The sequence below is a fragment of the Streptomyces sp. NPDC047061 genome (assembly GCF_040643955.1).
GTDB lineage: Bacteria > Actinomycetota > Actinomycetes > Streptomycetales > Streptomycetaceae > Streptomyces.
Genome location: NZ_JBEYVI010000067.1, coordinates 1 through 12,728, shown reverse-complemented (window position 1 = coordinate 12,728; position 12,728 = coordinate 1). Strand labels below are relative to the sequence as shown.

Below are 12,728 nucleotides of genomic sequence, written 5' to 3'. Positions count from 1 at the left end.
GCTCACCGCCCCGTCACTCTCCTGAGCGCGGCGATGATCTCCGCAGGCTCCGGCGGACACCCGGGGACCTGGAGATCCACCGGTACGACGTCGGACACGGCGCCCTCGACGCCGTGTCCGCCCGCGAACTCCCCGCAGTTGATCGCACAGTCCCCGACCGCCACCACGAGCCGCGGCTCGCCCATCGCCGCGACGGTACGCCGCAGCGGCTCGGCCATGTTCCGCGTCACCGGCCCGGTCACCAGCGCCACGTCCGCATGCCGCGGCGAGGCCACCAGCCGTGCCCCGTAACGTTCCGCGTCATACACCGGGTTGAAAGCCGCCGCGATCTCGATCTCGCAGCCATTGCAGGACCCGGCGTCCACACACCGCACCTGCACCGAGCCGCCCAGCTCGCGCGCCTTCTCGGGCACGTCGCCCTGCGGGCGCGGCAGCGCGGGTTCGGCCACCTTCCCGGTGGCGCGGATCTTGCGCAGCAGGCCCATGAACCCTCCCTGAGACGGTGAGGACTTCTCCGCAGGGGACCAACCGGCGATCCCACGAGCGGAGTTACGGCACTTTTCCGACGCTTTGCCCCGTTGGGGGATCTTTGTGAAGGCGGCCGTCTCCCGGCACCACGGAGCGCTGTCGACTCTCCGGGGAGACGGCCGCCGCCTTGGGGCCGCCGCTACGACGGCGGCTTCGCCTCTCCCTGCGCGGCCTGCAGGTCGGCAAGCAGTTCGGCCTGCCCGGCCAGCACGCCGGACAGGATGCCCCGTGCCACCCGCAGCAGCTCCGCGAGGTCCGGGCTGGCCAGCGAGTAGTACACGTTGGAACCCTCCTTCCGGGTCCGCACGAGGTTCGCGCGCCGCAGCACCGCGAGTTGCTGGGACAGGTGCGCGGCCTCGATGCCCACCTCGGGCAGCATCTCCGCGACCGCGTGCTCGCGCTCGCTCAGCAGCTCCAGGACACGGATGCGGGCCGGGTGGCCGAGGGTTTTGAAGAACTCGGCCTTCAGCTGGTACAGCGGCGTACTCACCTGGCCGTCTCCTCCCCCGTACAGCAGCACGGCACCACCGGCCGGGCCTCGGCGCATCGCATCCACCCACTCGTCAAGAACATGCGGCCCATCCTCGCCTGCGGCACCGGCCAGGCCGAAACCGCACCGGAGGAGAGGACCGCCCAATCCGTCAGTGATGACCTCAGGAATTGCTAACATTAGCAATTCCTGAGGTCTTGCGAGGAGGGTTGCGTGAGGATCACCTCGCTGCGCGGCAGTGGCGTCGCCAGGTCCAAGTGCCCCGGCTGCCGTCTGAAGTGCCGGCCCACCGCCCTTGCTCCGGACGGCAGCTGTCCGCGCTGCGGCAAGTCCCGCCTGCTGCAGCTGGCCTTCGGAGGCCGTGGCGATCGGCCGACCCCGTATCCCCGCCAGGGATGAACAGTGCACGGCAAGCGGAGCCGGGGAGGGATGCGATGGGTGACTGGGATCTCCAGCCCGGCAGTGGAGTCTGCTTCGAGTGGGGCCCCACCTGCGCGCGACGCCGGACGCGGGAGGCGGCCTGTCTGTTCATCGTCGACGTGTTGTCCTTCAGCACGTCGGTGAGCGTCGCCGTCGAGAAGGGCATCCGCGTCCTGCCGTTCTGGTGGCCGGACGGCTCCGCGGCGGGTACCGAGAAGGCCGCTGCTGTGTAGGCACGCCAGCGGGGGGCGCGGCTGGCCGCCCACCGTCTCTCCGCCACCCCCTCGACCCCGTGGTCCCTGTCACCCGCGCACCTGCGCGCCGCGCCCTCCGTGTCCCGCCTGGTACTGCCGTCACCGGGCGGTGCGTCCATCGCCGCCGCCGCACGACCCGGGATAGGGGTGATCGCCGCCTGTCTGCGCAACGTCACCGCGGTCAGCAGCTGGCTCGTCTCCGGCGGTTACGGCAGTCCCGAACACCCGGTCGCGGTGATCGCCGCCGGCGAGCGGTGGCCCGACGGGAGCCTGCGTCCAGCCCTGGAAGACCTGCTGGGCGCCGGCGCCCTCATCTCCGAGCTCTGCTCCCAAGGCCCCGGTCCGCTGTCCACGGAGGCCGCGGCCGCAAAGGCAGGCTACGAAGGCACCGCCGACATCACCCACGCGATCAGCGCTGGCGCCTCCGGCCGCAAGCTGACCGTGATGGGGTTCGCCGAGGACGTGGCAATCGCCACCGAGGAGGACACCTCCACGCTCGTGCCCGTCCGGGACGGTGACGGCGCGTACCCGGGTGAGCCGGGCGGTCACCCGACGCTCGGGGCGTTGGCAGGCCAGCCGGTGGTCTGCCACGACTGGCGCGCCGCGTCCGGTTCCCCCGAGTGCACGCCGTGCGCGGCGAGCGCGGCAGACAGGTCGGCGTGGACCGGGATCAGCGGGCCGTCACCGGTGGGGACGCGGGAGCCGTCGGCGGGGATCGCGGCCAGCTCCAGGCTGCTGCCCGCCCGCGCGAGCAGGCGTGCCGCTTCGGTGATCGCCGGCTGTCCCTCTTCCGACCAGCCGCGCAGTCCGGTCAGGTCGACGACGACCATGCCGGTGCCGCGAGCCAGCGCCCATCCGAAGGCGGCGGTGAAGCGACGCGCGGCGTCCCGGCCCAGGTAGCCGACAACCGAGAGGATGCCCAGATCGTCCTCGACGGAGTAGCGCCACTCGATGGTCGTGGTGATGCGCATCCTTGCGCAGGCGGCCAGCCGGAGTCCGCGTCCGGTTCACAGGGGAAGGGTGATCCAGATGCTCTTGCCGCCGCCGTCGGCATCTGCGCGGACCACCGCGGTCCCGCCCAGGGCAAGCGTGAGTTCCATGACCGTGGCCAGGCTGCTCGTCCCGGTGCCGGTGACCGCGCCATACAGCGGCGGCTGGTAGGGGTGACGGTCGTGGACGGCGAAGGCCAGGCAGTCCCGCCCGGCCGCGTAGATCACGGTCACCGTCGGGGAGAGGACGGCGGCGTGCCGGACGCTGTTGGTGACCAGCTCGGCGAGGATCAGCAGCGCCGGTTCCACTGCCGGGTGACGCAGCCCGATGCCCCACTCGACCAGGGTCTGCTCGGCGGTCTCACGGGCTGACCGTACGGCGGAGGGCTCGCTGGGCAGCGTGAGCACGTGCCGGTGGGGCAGCGCTTCAAGTTGAGCGGACATCATGCCTCCGCACGAGCGAGGCGGAAACCGGTGACGGTCTTGGGGTGCAGGCGCAGCAGGGTGTCGTGCGGGCCGTGGCTCCAGCCCGCGAGGGTGCGCCGGTAGTGGCCGGCCTCGTCGGGGCCGGTGATCACCTCTGCGGGACCGGACACGGTGACCGTCCAGCCGGTGCCGGAAACGGCCCGGATGTCGTCGACGTGGTACGTCGCCGTCGTAGGCACCGCCGCTGCCGGCACGGGCGTGCGGACGATGAGCCGACCGTACTCCCACACGTGATGGGCAGGACGGATCACGGTCAGCTCTCGCTGCGCGTACACCAGCCGGCCCAATGTGCTGCCTTCCAGCAGCCACAGAGCCTCCGCGCCGGAGACCTCGACCAGACGAAGGGAGGTGAGGGGAGAGCTCATCGCAGGGCTTCCTCGCTGGAGGTTCGAGGCTTCTGGGCGGGAAGGGCCGGCAGGACTCCGGCCGTTTCCAGGTGATCGCGGGCGGCCCGGATGGCCTCGGGAGTGGTGGCGTACTCCCGGCCCTCGTGGCGCAGCAGGTCCAGCGTGCCCACGGAGTCCAGGACCTGGCGCTGGCCAGGGCGTATGCCGGAGGACATGACGACGATGCCGCGCCGGGGCCAGCAGGGTCTGGGCGCGGCCGGTGGCGTAGTTGGGGGCGGTGTCGATCCACTGCGCGCCGGAGGCAGCCGCACGGGCGCGCGCATGGACGATCGCCAGCAGCGCTCGTCGCCGAGGTCGCGGACGCCTTCCTCGCGGTGCGTGCGGAGTTGTGGAACCAGCCGGTCGGCATGGGCCCCCTGATCAACGCCTGGCAGGAGAAGAGGGTGCTGGACTACCTCGTTGATCGGCCGGGAAGAAGGCGCCGAAGTGGTCGTCGGGAGCGACAGTCTCACCGGCGAAATGTATGACAGCGGATACTTCATCGGGCCCGCCCTCTTCGAACGGGTCACCCCTGGGGTGCGCATCGCCCAGGAGGAGATCTTCGGCCCGGTGCTCTCCGTGCTCGCCTACGAGGACGAGGAGAAAGCGCTCGCGATCGCCAACGGCACCCGGTGCGGACTGACCGCCGCCGAGTGGACGCGAGACACCGGCCGCGCGGTACGGCCGGCCCGGCGGATCCAGGCCGGTCGGATCGTCGTCAACACCCCGGCGACGGCGGACCGGGCGGGGCCCATCGGCGCCCCCTCCGGCGGCTACGAGCACAGCGGCTTCGGCCGCTCCACGGGCCCCGACTATCTGGAGGACGGGACCCAGGTGAAGGCAGTGGTCACCGACGGCGGCTCAAGGGCCACTCGGGAGGTATCCGCATCGCCGTCGGGACCGAAGCCCCGGACGAGGTCCGCGCGATGGCCGCCAGGCACCACGACGATGAGCAATTCATCGCCCTGGTGAACCTGATCGCGACCATCGCTCCGTTCAGCCGGCCAGCGGGAAGTGGCAGGCCACCTGGCGGCCGGCGGCGCCCGGCGCGAGCCGTGGGCGTTCCGCCGCGCACCGCTCCTGGGCAGAGGGGCAACGGGTGCGAAACGGGCAACCTGTTGGTTTGTCCACCGGGTTGGGCACCTCTCCGGTCAGGACGATCCGTTGTCGGGGCGGCCCGTCGTCCGCGAGCGTGCCGTCGTCGATGTCCGGGACCGCCGACAGCAGGGCCCGGGTGTACGGGTGCGCGGGGGCCGTGTACAGCGCCTCCGTCTCGGCGAGTTCGACGATCTCGCCGAGGTACATGACGGCGATCCGGTCCGACACGTGTCGTACGACTCCGAGGTCGTGCGCGATGAAGACGTACGTGAGGGCGAACTCCTCCTGGAGGTCGGCGAACAGGTTCAGCACCTGGGCCTGGATGGACACGTCGAGCGCGGACACCGGTTCGTCGGCGACGATCAGCTTCGGGCTGGTGGCCAGGGCCCGCGCGATGCCGATGCGCTGGCGCTGGCCGCCGGAGAACTCGTGCGGATACCGGTCCAGATGGGCCGTCGTCAGTCCTACGACGTCGAAGAGCTCGGCGACCCGCCGGCGTACCGCGCCCGCGTCGCCGTACCGGTGTACGAGCAGCGGCTCGGCGACGATGTCCCCGGCGCGGCGGCGGGGGTTGAGGGAGGCCTGCGGGTCCTGGAAGACCAGTTGCATGCCCGGCCGCACCGGGCGCAGCCGACGCGTGGAGAGGGTGGAGATGTCCTGCCCGTCGAACTCGACCCGCCCGCCGGTGAGTTCGGTGAGCCGGACCAGACAGCGGGCCAGCGTGGACTTGCCGCAGCCCGACTCGCCGACGACACCGAGAGTCTCGCCTCCGCGCACCTCCAGGGAGACCCCGTCGACGGCGCGCAGGACCCGGCGCGCGCCCCGGAGGGGGTAGTGCTTGGTGATGTCCGTGGCGCGCAGCAGTACGTCGTGCGCGGGGACGGTCGTACGGTCCTGTGCTGTCGTCACGACGCCACCTCCGTGTCCTGGTCCCTGCCTTGCTTCCCGTCGGCCGCTCGTGCGGTCAGCCGCAGTCCCGCGCGGTCGTCCGGCGGGAGCCAGCACGCGTCCAGGTGCGAGGCGTCCTCGCCGCCGGGGGTCAGCACGGGCCGCTCCGCGCACCGGTCGTGGCGGAGTCGGCAGCGCGGGGCGAACGCGCAGCCCTCCGGCAGGGCACCGGGCGAGACCGGTACGCCCGCGATGGTGGGCAGCCGCCGCAGCCGGGGGCCGCCCACGCGGGGCACCGAGTCCAGCAGGCCCCAGGTATACGGGTGCCGCGGGCCGTGGAACACCGCCCGCCGCGGGCCCTCCTCGGCCGCCCGGCCGCCGTACATGACGAGGACCCGGTCGGCGATCTGCGAGACCACGCCCATGTCGTGGGTGATGAGCACCATCGCCGAGCCGCGGGCGTTCAACTCCCGCATCAGATCGAGGATCTGCGCCTGGACGGTGACGTCCAGCGCCGTGGTCGGCTCGTCGGCGATCAGCAGCGCGGGGTCGCAGGAGAGGGCCATCGCGATGACCGCGCGCTGGCGCATGCCGCCGGAGAACTCGTGCGGGTAGGCATGCGCCCGGGAGGCCGCGTCGGGGATGCCGACGTCGGAGAGCAGCCGTACCGCGCGGGCCCCGGCCTCCTTGCGGGAGACCTTCTCGTGCGCCCGGATCTGTTCGGCGATCTGCCAGCCCACGGTGTAGACGGGGGTCAGGGCGGTCATCGGGTCCTGGAAGACCATGGCGATCTCCCGGCCGCGCACCGCCCGCATCTCCTTGTCGGGCAGGGTCATCAAGTCCCGTCCCCGGAAGCGGACTTCGCCCGACACGGTGACGTTCGGGTGGGTGAGCAGCCGCAGTACGGCCAGCATCGACACGCTCTTGCCCGAGCCCGACTCGCCCACCACGCCCAGGACCTCGCCGGGCGCGACGGCGAAGGAGAGTCCGTCGACGGCGGTGACCAGGCCTTGGCGGGTGCGGAACCGCACCCGCAGGTCTCGTACGTCCAGCAGGGGTTCAGGCATGGCGGGCCCTCGGGTCGAGTCGCGCGTACAGGATGTCCACCAGGGCGTTGGCGAGGACCACGAAGAACGCCGCGTACAGGACGGTCCCCATGATCACCGGCAGGTCGAGGTTCTGGAGGGCGTCGTAGGTGAGCTTGCCGATGCCGGGCAGTCCGAAGACCACCTCGGTCAGCAGCGCAGCCCCGCCGACGAGCGCGCCGAAGTCCAGGCCGAACAGCGAGACGATCGGGATCAGGGAGCAGCGCAGCGCGTGCCTGAGCAGGATCCGCCGTTCCGAGAGGCCCTTGGCACGGGCGGTGCGGACGTAGTCCTCGCCGAGCGCGGTGACGACCTCGCCGCGCAGCAGCCGGGCGTAGATCCCGGCGTAGAGCAGGGCCAGGGTCAGCCAGGGGAAGAGCATGTGCAGCGCCCACTGGCCGGGGTCCTGGCCCAGGCCGACGTAGCCGGGCGGCGGCACCCAGGAGAAGAGGGAGTCGTGGAACTGCTTCTGGGTGAGGAGGTTGACGACCTCGCCGAGCCAGTAGGCGGGGAGGGAGACGCCGACGACACCGACCAGCATGATCAGCGGGTCGGCGGCCCTGCCGCGCAGGGTCGCCGCCGCCGTGCCCATGACGATCCCGGCCGTCATCCAGATCAGGGCCGCGCCGACCACCAGGGAGAGGGTGACCGGAGTGGCCTGCACGATCTGCGGGATGACCTTGGAACCGCGGTTGACGAACGACTCCAGGTCCCGGTCGATCAGCAGGTGCCGCATCATCAGCAGATAGCGGACGGGAAGCGGTCGGTCGAGGCCGAAGGAGTGCCGCACCTGGGCGAGGGTGGCCGCGTCCGCGTTGCGGCCCGCGATCCGGGCCGCCGGGTCGACGCCCGGGGTGGCGAAGAAGATCAGGAACACCATCACACTGATCGCGAACATCACGAGCAGGGCCGAGCCGAAGCGTTTGAGGGCGAAGACGAGCATGGTCACACCCCTCCGCGCAGCCGGGCGCCCGGGTCGAGGGCGTCGCGCACCCCGTCGCCGAGGACGTTGAGCGCGGCCGTCGTCAGCGCGATCAGCAGACCGGGGGCGATGGTCACGGTGGGACGGGTGTAGAGCAGTCCCAGACCGTCCTGGATGATCGTGCCCCAGCTGGCGTCGGGCGGCTGGACACCCACCGACAGGAAAGACAGCGCCGACTCGGTCAGCATGGCCAGCGCGGTCATCAGCGGCACGAAGACGACGGCCGTGGGGACGACGTTCGGCAGCACCTCGCGGCGCAGGATGCGCGGGGTCGGGGCGCCGGAGCCGATGGCCGCCTGGATGTACTCCTTGTTCCGCAGCACCAGCACCTGACCGCGCAACGGCCTCGCGATGTACGGCACGTAGATCGCCGCGATGATCGTGATCGGCAGCCAGAGGCTGCCGGCCTCCACGGTGACCGGGCCCAGCTCGAGGCCGTTCGTGAGCAGGACCACCGACAGACAGATCGCCAGCAGGTACACCGGGAACGCCCAGATGACGTCCAGGATCCGGGAGATGACCGAATCCACGACCCCGCCCGCGTACCCGGCGACCACACCGACGGCCGTCCCGACGGCGCAGGACAGCAGGGCCGCCGTCACCCCGATGAACAGGCTAGTGCGGCCGCCGTACAGCAGGCGGGCCATGACGTCGCGGCCTTGGTTGTCGGCGCCGAGGAAGTAGTGGGCGGGGTCCCAGGTCGGGCCGATGGGCGTGACGCCGAGGCCGAGGCCGGTGCTGCTCGGGGTGAGCACCGGCACGGTCTTCCCGTCGATGACCGTGGTGCCGGAGACATGGGACTGGAACGGGTCGGTGTGGGCGATGTGGTCCGCGTACAGCGGTGCGCACAGAGTCGCCAGCACGACGAGCAGCAGGACCGCGGCGGCGGCCAGCGCCGACCTGTTGCGGAGCAGGTCGGCGGCGGCCGTCCGCCAGGGGCCCGGCGAGCGTCGGGCCCCGGTCGACGGGGCAGGGTTCACCGCAGGAGCGGCTGCGGGGGTCATTTCACCCACAGTTGCCCGAGCAGCATGTAGAACTGCTTGCTGAACCGGTAGTTGCCCACCCGGGGCGAGGTGAAGTCGATCAGCTTCGGGTTGATCAGCGGGACCACCGGCGACTCGCCCATGATCTCCTGGTCGATGGCGCCCCACTGCTTGTTCGCGCTCGCCTGGTCGGTCTGCGCGGTCTTGATCGCCGTCTGCATCCTGGCGTCGACGCCCTTGTCGCAGAACCCGGAGATGTTGATGCTGGAGTCGCTGCCGGGGTGGTAACTGGCGCACGAGAGCAGGACGTTGAGGAAGTCGGAGGCCGCCGGATAGTCCTGGTACCAGGACGTGAGGGCCAGCTGCACCTTGTTCTTGGTGTTCTGGATGTAGGTGAACTGGATGTTCGCCGACAGCGGCTTGAGCGTCGCCTTGTAGCCGAGTTCGGTGAGCAGGCTCTGGAGGTACTGCCCGATCGACTTGTTGACGTCGTCGTCCTGGACGACGATCCCGACCTCCTGACCGGCCGTACCGGACTTCTTCACCAGCTCCTTGGCCTTGGCGAGGTCCGCGGCCTTCCAGGTGGTGCCGCCGCCCTTGGTGTAGTCGCACGTGTCGACGTGTCCGGGGAAGCCCGGCGGGAGGATCGTGCAGGCGGGGGAGGCGAGGTTCGTGCCGCCGTACAGCCGGACGACGGCGGACCGGTCGACGGCGTAGTTGATCGCCTGGCGGGCCAGTTTGTTGTTGAACGGCGCCATGTTGACGTTGAGCGTGGCGTACCAGAACGCGGTCAGCGGGTTCACGTGCGCCTGGGAGGCGTACTTGGTGCCGATCTCGTTGAGGCGGTCGGCGGGCGGCGGGTCGTACATCCAGTCCGCCTGGCCGTTCTCCACGGCGGTCACCTCAGACTCGACCGTCTGGCCGAAGGTGTAGTCGATGTTGTCCGGGTAGCCCTGCGGCTGCGCCTCGCGCGACCATTCCTTGAAGTGCGGGTTACGCACCAGCTTCAGCGCCCGGTTGGGGTCGTACGACGCCGCCATGTACGGGCCCGTCGTCGGGAGCGGCTTGGTGCCCGCGTCCTTCGTCGGCGAGTCCTTCGGGACGATGCTGGCGTGCGGGACGGCCAGCTTGTACTCGAACTCCGAGTCGGCGGCGGTCAGGTTGATGGTGACCGTGCCCGTTTTCGCGTCGCCGATCACGCCCTTGGGCAGGGTGCAGGAGGCCGGCGTCTTCAGACAGGCGTCGGCGCCGACGATGCCGTTGTAGAAGGTGCCCGCGGTGGGGCTGGAGACCTTGAAGATCCGTTCGAAGGACGCCACCACGTCGTCGGTGGTCAGGGCCTTGCCGTTGGAGAAGGTGACGCCCTTGCGGAGCGTGAAGGTGTAGGTCTTGCCGCCGTTGCTGACCTTCGGCATGGCGGTGGCCAGGTCCGGGACGACAGTGAAGGACTCCTGCCCGTTCACCTTCTTGAAGGCCAGCAGTCCGTCGTACATCGACTGGTACAGCTGCCAGTACTGGAGCGTGTAGTTGACCTGCGGGTCGAAGCTGCCCGCCGCCGCGTGGGCGACCAGCTTCAGGGTGCCGCCCTGGTGCCGCGACTGGAAGGCGGTGGAACCCGAGCCGGAGGCGGAGCTGCTCGGGTCGGAGGAGGAGCCGTCGTCGGAGGACGAACAGGCGGCGGCGGTCAGGGCGAGCGCGACGGTGGCGGCGGCGAACGCGCTCCGTCTGGCGCGGTGCGGAAGGGCGCTGCGAGGCATGGCGGGGAACTCTCCCGGTCTCGGTCGGGGATCAGTCGGTGGAGTCGAGGAACTCGCCGACGACCCGGAGGTAGAGCTCCTCCTCCTCGACGTGCGGCATGTGGCTCGAATGCTCGAACATGTGCCAGCGCACATCGGGGATGCGGTCGGCGAAGGGGCGGAGGGTCTCGGGAGTGGCCTCGTCGAACCGTCCCGACACCAGCAGGGTCGGCGCCTCGATCAGGTGCAGCCGGTCGATGACGGACCAGTCCTTGAGGGTGCCGACGACGTGGAACTCGTTCGGGCCGTTCATCGTGTGGTACACGGTCGGGTCGGCCTCGATGTTGTCCCAAGTCGCCTGGACCTCTCGCGGATTGGGGGTGAGGCGGCAGACATGGCGGTTGTTGAAGACCTGTTCGGCCGCCCGGTAGTCGGGGTGGTCCGTGGTCCCGGCCGCTTCGTGGGCGAGCAGGGTCCGCTGGACCTCCTCCGGCAGTTCGGCGCGGAGTTCGGCCGCCGCCTTGAGCCACAGCTCCATGGACGCTGGGGAGTTGGCGATGACCAGACCTCGCAGCCCGGGTGGGCGGCGCACCGCGTGCTCGGCGGCGAGCATGCCGCCCCAGGACTGGCCGAGGACGTGGTACGCGTCGGCGATGCCCAGCTCCCCGAGCAGGTTGTCGAGTTCGTCGAGGAAGAGCTGGACGGTCCAGAAATCGGCGCCCTTGGCGGGCAGATGGGTGGAGTGTCCGGTGCCGAGCTGGTCGTAGTGGATCACGGAGCGGCCCTGTCCGGAGATGCCCGCGATGCTGAGGGTGTAGTTGTGTCCGGCGCCGGGGCCGCCGTGCAGGACCACCAGGGGTGTCCTGCCCGGTTCGCCGGTGATCCGGTACCAGGTGGAATAGCCGTTGAAGTCGGCGGTTCCGGTGTGGTTCGGTTCGGGGATCGCCACGGGGAAGCCTCCCAGACCGGCCGGAATCAGCCGACCGCTGTCTGAAAAAGTCGGGGGGTGACGGATGAGTGAGATAGTGATGGGGAAAAAGGTCAGCCCACAAGACCTTTTGGTCGGGCCAGGGCAAGACGTAACGGCGGGTTTACGTGGGTCGCCTGCGTTTACAGAAGCGACGATTTTCGGGAGGACACCTGACATCCGCATCAGAGTCAGCAGAGTCACCTGACTCGCTCGGGCCTTCGGGAGACCGTGATGAGTACGCGCGCCTGATCGACCGCGTCCTCCTCGGCGACAGTCCCTCGTCCGCGCTTCGCCCGGTGCGGGTGACCTCGGCCGTCGACGAGGTCACCGACCGGCTCCTCACTGCGATCGCCGTGGGCGACTTCCTGCCCGGTGAACGGCTCCCGGCCGAGCGCGAGCTCACCGGGCTGCTGCACGTCAGCCGCCCCACCGTGCGCGAGGCCGTCGGGCGACTCCAGGCCCTCGGGATCATCGAGATCCGCCGGGGCCGCAACGGCGGGGCGTTCGTGCGGGACAGCTGGAGCGAGTCCTCCGGGGCCGCGGTCCGACGGACCCTGCTGCCCCGCTGGGAGGAGTTCGAGCAGCTCTTCGACCTGCGCGGGTTGGTGGAGGGCATGGTGGCCGCGACGGCCGCCCGGCGCCGGCGGCCCGAGGACCTGGCGCCGATGCGGGAGGCCCTGTCCGCGCATCTCTCCGCGAGCACGCCCCGCGAGGAGCAGGCCGCCGACAGCGCCTTCCACCGCGCCATCTGCGAGGCCACCCACAACCCCCAGATCACCCGGCTCAGTCGCGAACTGCTGACCCGGATCAGCCTCGGCTTCCCGATCGAGCCGTGGGGAAAGGGCGAGCGCAGCCACTTCCACCGGGCGGGCGAAGGGCACGCCGCCCTCTACGAGGCGATCGCGGCAGGAGAGCCGGAGCGGGCGGAGGAGATCGCCCGGGAGCACTTCATGATCAGCGCGGAGATGATCAGGGAGGTGCTGGCTCGGGTGAGCGGAGAACGGGCCGGGTGAGGGAAGGGCGTAGCGAGGCCGAGCCGAGCGGGCGGAAGGGACGGTCACGTCCCCGAAGACGAGGAGCACCGTCCCCTGTACTCGCCCTTGCCCGGGGACGACGCCGCACCATTGCTCTCTGACGTACCCGGACTCCCGCGGAACGTACGCGCGTGCCCGCTCGTCTGACAGCTGCCCACGGAGACCGCTCATGACGCCGCCGGCCAGCCGGGCGCGGACCTCGCTCACTCCTGAGCCCCCCGGGGTGCAGAACCTCTCTACGGAGCGCGCCCACCAACTCGGTCAAGACCAAGATCCGGACCATACACGGGCCAACACCCGGCCCCTAGCCTCGCGCTTTCATGAGCGTGCTCGTCCATGCCTTGATCAAATAAGCGGAGAGTGCTCCTGACCTGCAACGATGGGACTTGTCTAGGGTCC

At 70.5% G+C, this 12,728-nt stretch carries 14 protein-coding genes and 2 pseudogenes; 4 read left to right on the top strand and 12 right to left on the bottom strand.

Going from position 1 to position 12,728, the window contains the following annotated elements; all coding sequences use genetic code 11:
- Positions 1 to 2: 2 nt before the first annotated feature.
- Together ABZ887_RS47760 and ABZ887_RS47755 are read right to left on the bottom strand one after the other, a co-directional pair.
- Positions 3 to 485: an oxidoreductase gene (locus tag ABZ887_RS47760; RefSeq protein ID WP_361305379.1), complete on the bottom strand. Its 483-nt coding sequence runs from the start codon at positions 483 to 485 to the stop codon at positions 3 to 5.
- 182 nt (positions 486 to 667) lie between these two features.
- Complete coding sequence (locus ABZ887_RS47755; RefSeq protein WP_361305377.1) at positions 668 to 1,018, bottom strand: metalloregulator ArsR/SmtB family transcription factor; 351 nt, start codon at positions 1,016 to 1,018, stop codon at positions 668 to 670.
- A 434-nt stretch (positions 1,019 to 1,452) separates the two neighbouring features.
- Here ABZ887_RS47755 and ABZ887_RS47750 point away from each other — a divergent pair, with 434 nt between their 5' ends.
- Both ABZ887_RS47750 and ABZ887_RS47745 read left to right on the top strand, forming a co-directional pair.
- Positions 1,453 to 1,671, top strand: a complete 219-nt coding sequence (locus ABZ887_RS47750) for a hypothetical protein (protein ID WP_361305375.1) — start codon at positions 1,453 to 1,455, stop codon at positions 1,669 to 1,671.
- A gap of 99 nt (positions 1,672 to 1,770) precedes the next feature.
- Positions 1,771 to 2,190: pseudogene (locus ABZ887_RS47745) on the top strand (2-phosphosulfolactate phosphatase); the annotation flags it as partial.
- Between the two features lie 47 nt (positions 2,191 to 2,237).
- On the opposite strand, the gene ABZ887_RS47740 reads toward ABZ887_RS47745, so the two are convergent.
- The 4 genes and pseudogenes from ABZ887_RS47740 to ABZ887_RS47725 all read right to left on the bottom strand — a co-directional run.
- Positions 2,238 to 2,663 carry an STAS domain-containing protein gene (locus ABZ887_RS47740; protein ID WP_361305373.1) on the bottom strand — a complete coding sequence of 142 codons (426 nt, stop codon included), beginning with the start codon at positions 2,661 to 2,663 and terminating at the stop codon, positions 2,238 to 2,240.
- A gap of 36 nt (positions 2,664 to 2,699) precedes the next feature.
- The gene (locus tag ABZ887_RS47735) at positions 2,700 to 3,125 is read right to left on the bottom strand and encodes an ATP-binding protein (protein ID WP_361305371.1); all 426 of its coding nucleotides are present in this window, start codon (positions 3,123 to 3,125) and stop codon (positions 2,700 to 2,702) included.
- Entirely contained in the window at positions 3,125 to 3,532 is a 408-nt protein-coding gene (locus ABZ887_RS47730) for a pyridoxamine 5'-phosphate oxidase family protein (protein WP_361305369.1), read from the bottom strand. The genes ABZ887_RS47735 and ABZ887_RS47730 overlap by 1 nt, the downstream gene beginning before the upstream one ends.
- Positions 3,529 to 3,747 (bottom strand): annotated as a pseudogene (locus ABZ887_RS47725) (sodium-independent anion transporter); the annotation flags it as partial. The pseudogene ABZ887_RS47725 and the gene ABZ887_RS47730, both read right to left, overlap by 4 nt.
- A gap of 226 nt (positions 3,748 to 3,973) precedes the next feature.
- On the opposite strand from ABZ887_RS47725, the gene ABZ887_RS47720 reads away from it, so the two are divergent.
- Positions 3,974 to 4,525, top strand: a complete 552-nt coding sequence (locus ABZ887_RS47720) for an aldehyde dehydrogenase family protein (RefSeq protein ID WP_361305367.1) — start codon at positions 3,974 to 3,976, stop codon at positions 4,523 to 4,525.
- A gap of 24 nt (positions 4,526 to 4,549) precedes the next feature.
- Here the strand turns inward: ABZ887_RS47720 and ABZ887_RS47715 are convergent, their stop codons facing one another.
- From ABZ887_RS47715 to ABZ887_RS47690, 6 genes are read right to left on the bottom strand one after another with little or no spacing between them, the layout of a single operon-like run.
- On the bottom strand, positions 4,550 to 5,560 hold the full coding sequence (locus ABZ887_RS47715) for an oligopeptide/dipeptide ABC transporter ATP-binding protein (RefSeq protein WP_361305366.1): 1,011 nt from the start codon (positions 5,558 to 5,560) through the stop codon (positions 4,550 to 4,552).
- On the bottom strand, positions 5,557 to 6,606 hold the full coding sequence (locus ABZ887_RS47710) for an ABC transporter ATP-binding protein (protein ID WP_361305364.1): 1,050 nt from the start codon (positions 6,604 to 6,606) through the stop codon (positions 5,557 to 5,559). Before ABZ887_RS47710 ends, ABZ887_RS47715 begins: the two co-directional genes overlap by 4 nt.
- Entirely contained in the window at positions 6,599 to 7,567 is a 969-nt protein-coding gene (locus ABZ887_RS47705; RefSeq protein ID WP_361305429.1) for an ABC transporter permease, read from the bottom strand. The genes ABZ887_RS47710 and ABZ887_RS47705 overlap by 8 nt, the downstream gene beginning before the upstream one ends.
- A 2-nt stretch (positions 7,568 to 7,569) precedes the next feature.
- Entirely contained in the window at positions 7,570 to 8,610 is a 1,041-nt protein-coding gene (locus tag ABZ887_RS47700) for an ABC transporter permease (protein WP_361305362.1), read from the bottom strand.
- Complete coding sequence (locus ABZ887_RS47695; RefSeq protein ID WP_361305360.1) at positions 8,607 to 10,346, bottom strand: ABC transporter substrate-binding protein; 1,740 nt, start codon at positions 10,344 to 10,346, stop codon at positions 8,607 to 8,609. Before ABZ887_RS47695 ends, ABZ887_RS47700 begins: the two co-directional genes overlap by 4 nt.
- 31 nt (positions 10,347 to 10,377) lie before the next feature.
- The gene (locus tag ABZ887_RS47690) at positions 10,378 to 11,274 is read right to left on the bottom strand and encodes a proline iminopeptidase-family hydrolase (RefSeq protein WP_361305358.1); all 897 of its coding nucleotides are present in this window, start codon (positions 11,272 to 11,274) and stop codon (positions 10,378 to 10,380) included.
- A 317-nt stretch (positions 11,275 to 11,591) separates the two neighbouring features.
- Between ABZ887_RS47690 and ABZ887_RS47685 the strand changes: the two genes are divergently transcribed.
- Positions 11,592 to 12,308: an FCD domain-containing protein gene (locus ABZ887_RS47685; protein WP_361305356.1), complete on the top strand. Its 717-nt coding sequence runs from the start codon at positions 11,592 to 11,594 to the stop codon at positions 12,306 to 12,308.
- The last annotated feature ends 420 nt before the right edge of the window (positions 12,309 to 12,728 follow it).

Coding starts and splice junctions, on each gene's coding strand:
- ABZ887_RS47705 (WP_361305429.1), bottom strand. CDS start 7,567: ATGCTCGTCTTCGCCCTCAAACGCTTCGGCTCGGCCCTGCTCGTGATG.
- ABZ887_RS47695 (WP_361305360.1), bottom strand. CDS start 10,346: ATGCCTCGCAGCGCCCTTCCGCACCGCGCCAGACGGAGCGCGTTCGCC.
- ABZ887_RS47735 (WP_361305371.1), bottom strand. CDS start 3,125: ATGTCCGCTCAACTTGAAGCGCTGCCCCACCGGCACGTGCTCACGCTG.
- ABZ887_RS47730 (WP_361305369.1), bottom strand. CDS start 3,532: ATGAGCTCTCCCCTCACCTCCCTTCGTCTGGTCGAGGTCTCCGGCGCG.
- ABZ887_RS47750 (WP_361305375.1), top strand. CDS start 1,453: ATGGGTGACTGGGATCTCCAGCCCGGCAGTGGAGTCTGCTTCGAGTGG.
- ABZ887_RS47710 (WP_361305364.1), bottom strand. CDS start 6,606: ATGCCTGAACCCCTGCTGGACGTACGAGACCTGCGGGTGCGGTTCCGC.
- ABZ887_RS47740 (WP_361305373.1), bottom strand. CDS start 2,663: ATGCGCATCACCACGACCATCGAGTGGCGCTACTCCGTCGAGGACGAT.
- ABZ887_RS47760 (WP_361305379.1), bottom strand. CDS start 485: ATGGGCCTGCTGCGCAAGATCCGCGCCACCGGGAAGGTGGCCGAACCC.
- ABZ887_RS47700 (WP_361305362.1), bottom strand. CDS start 8,610: ATGACCCCCGCAGCCGCTCCTGCGGTGAACCCTGCCCCGTCGACCGGG.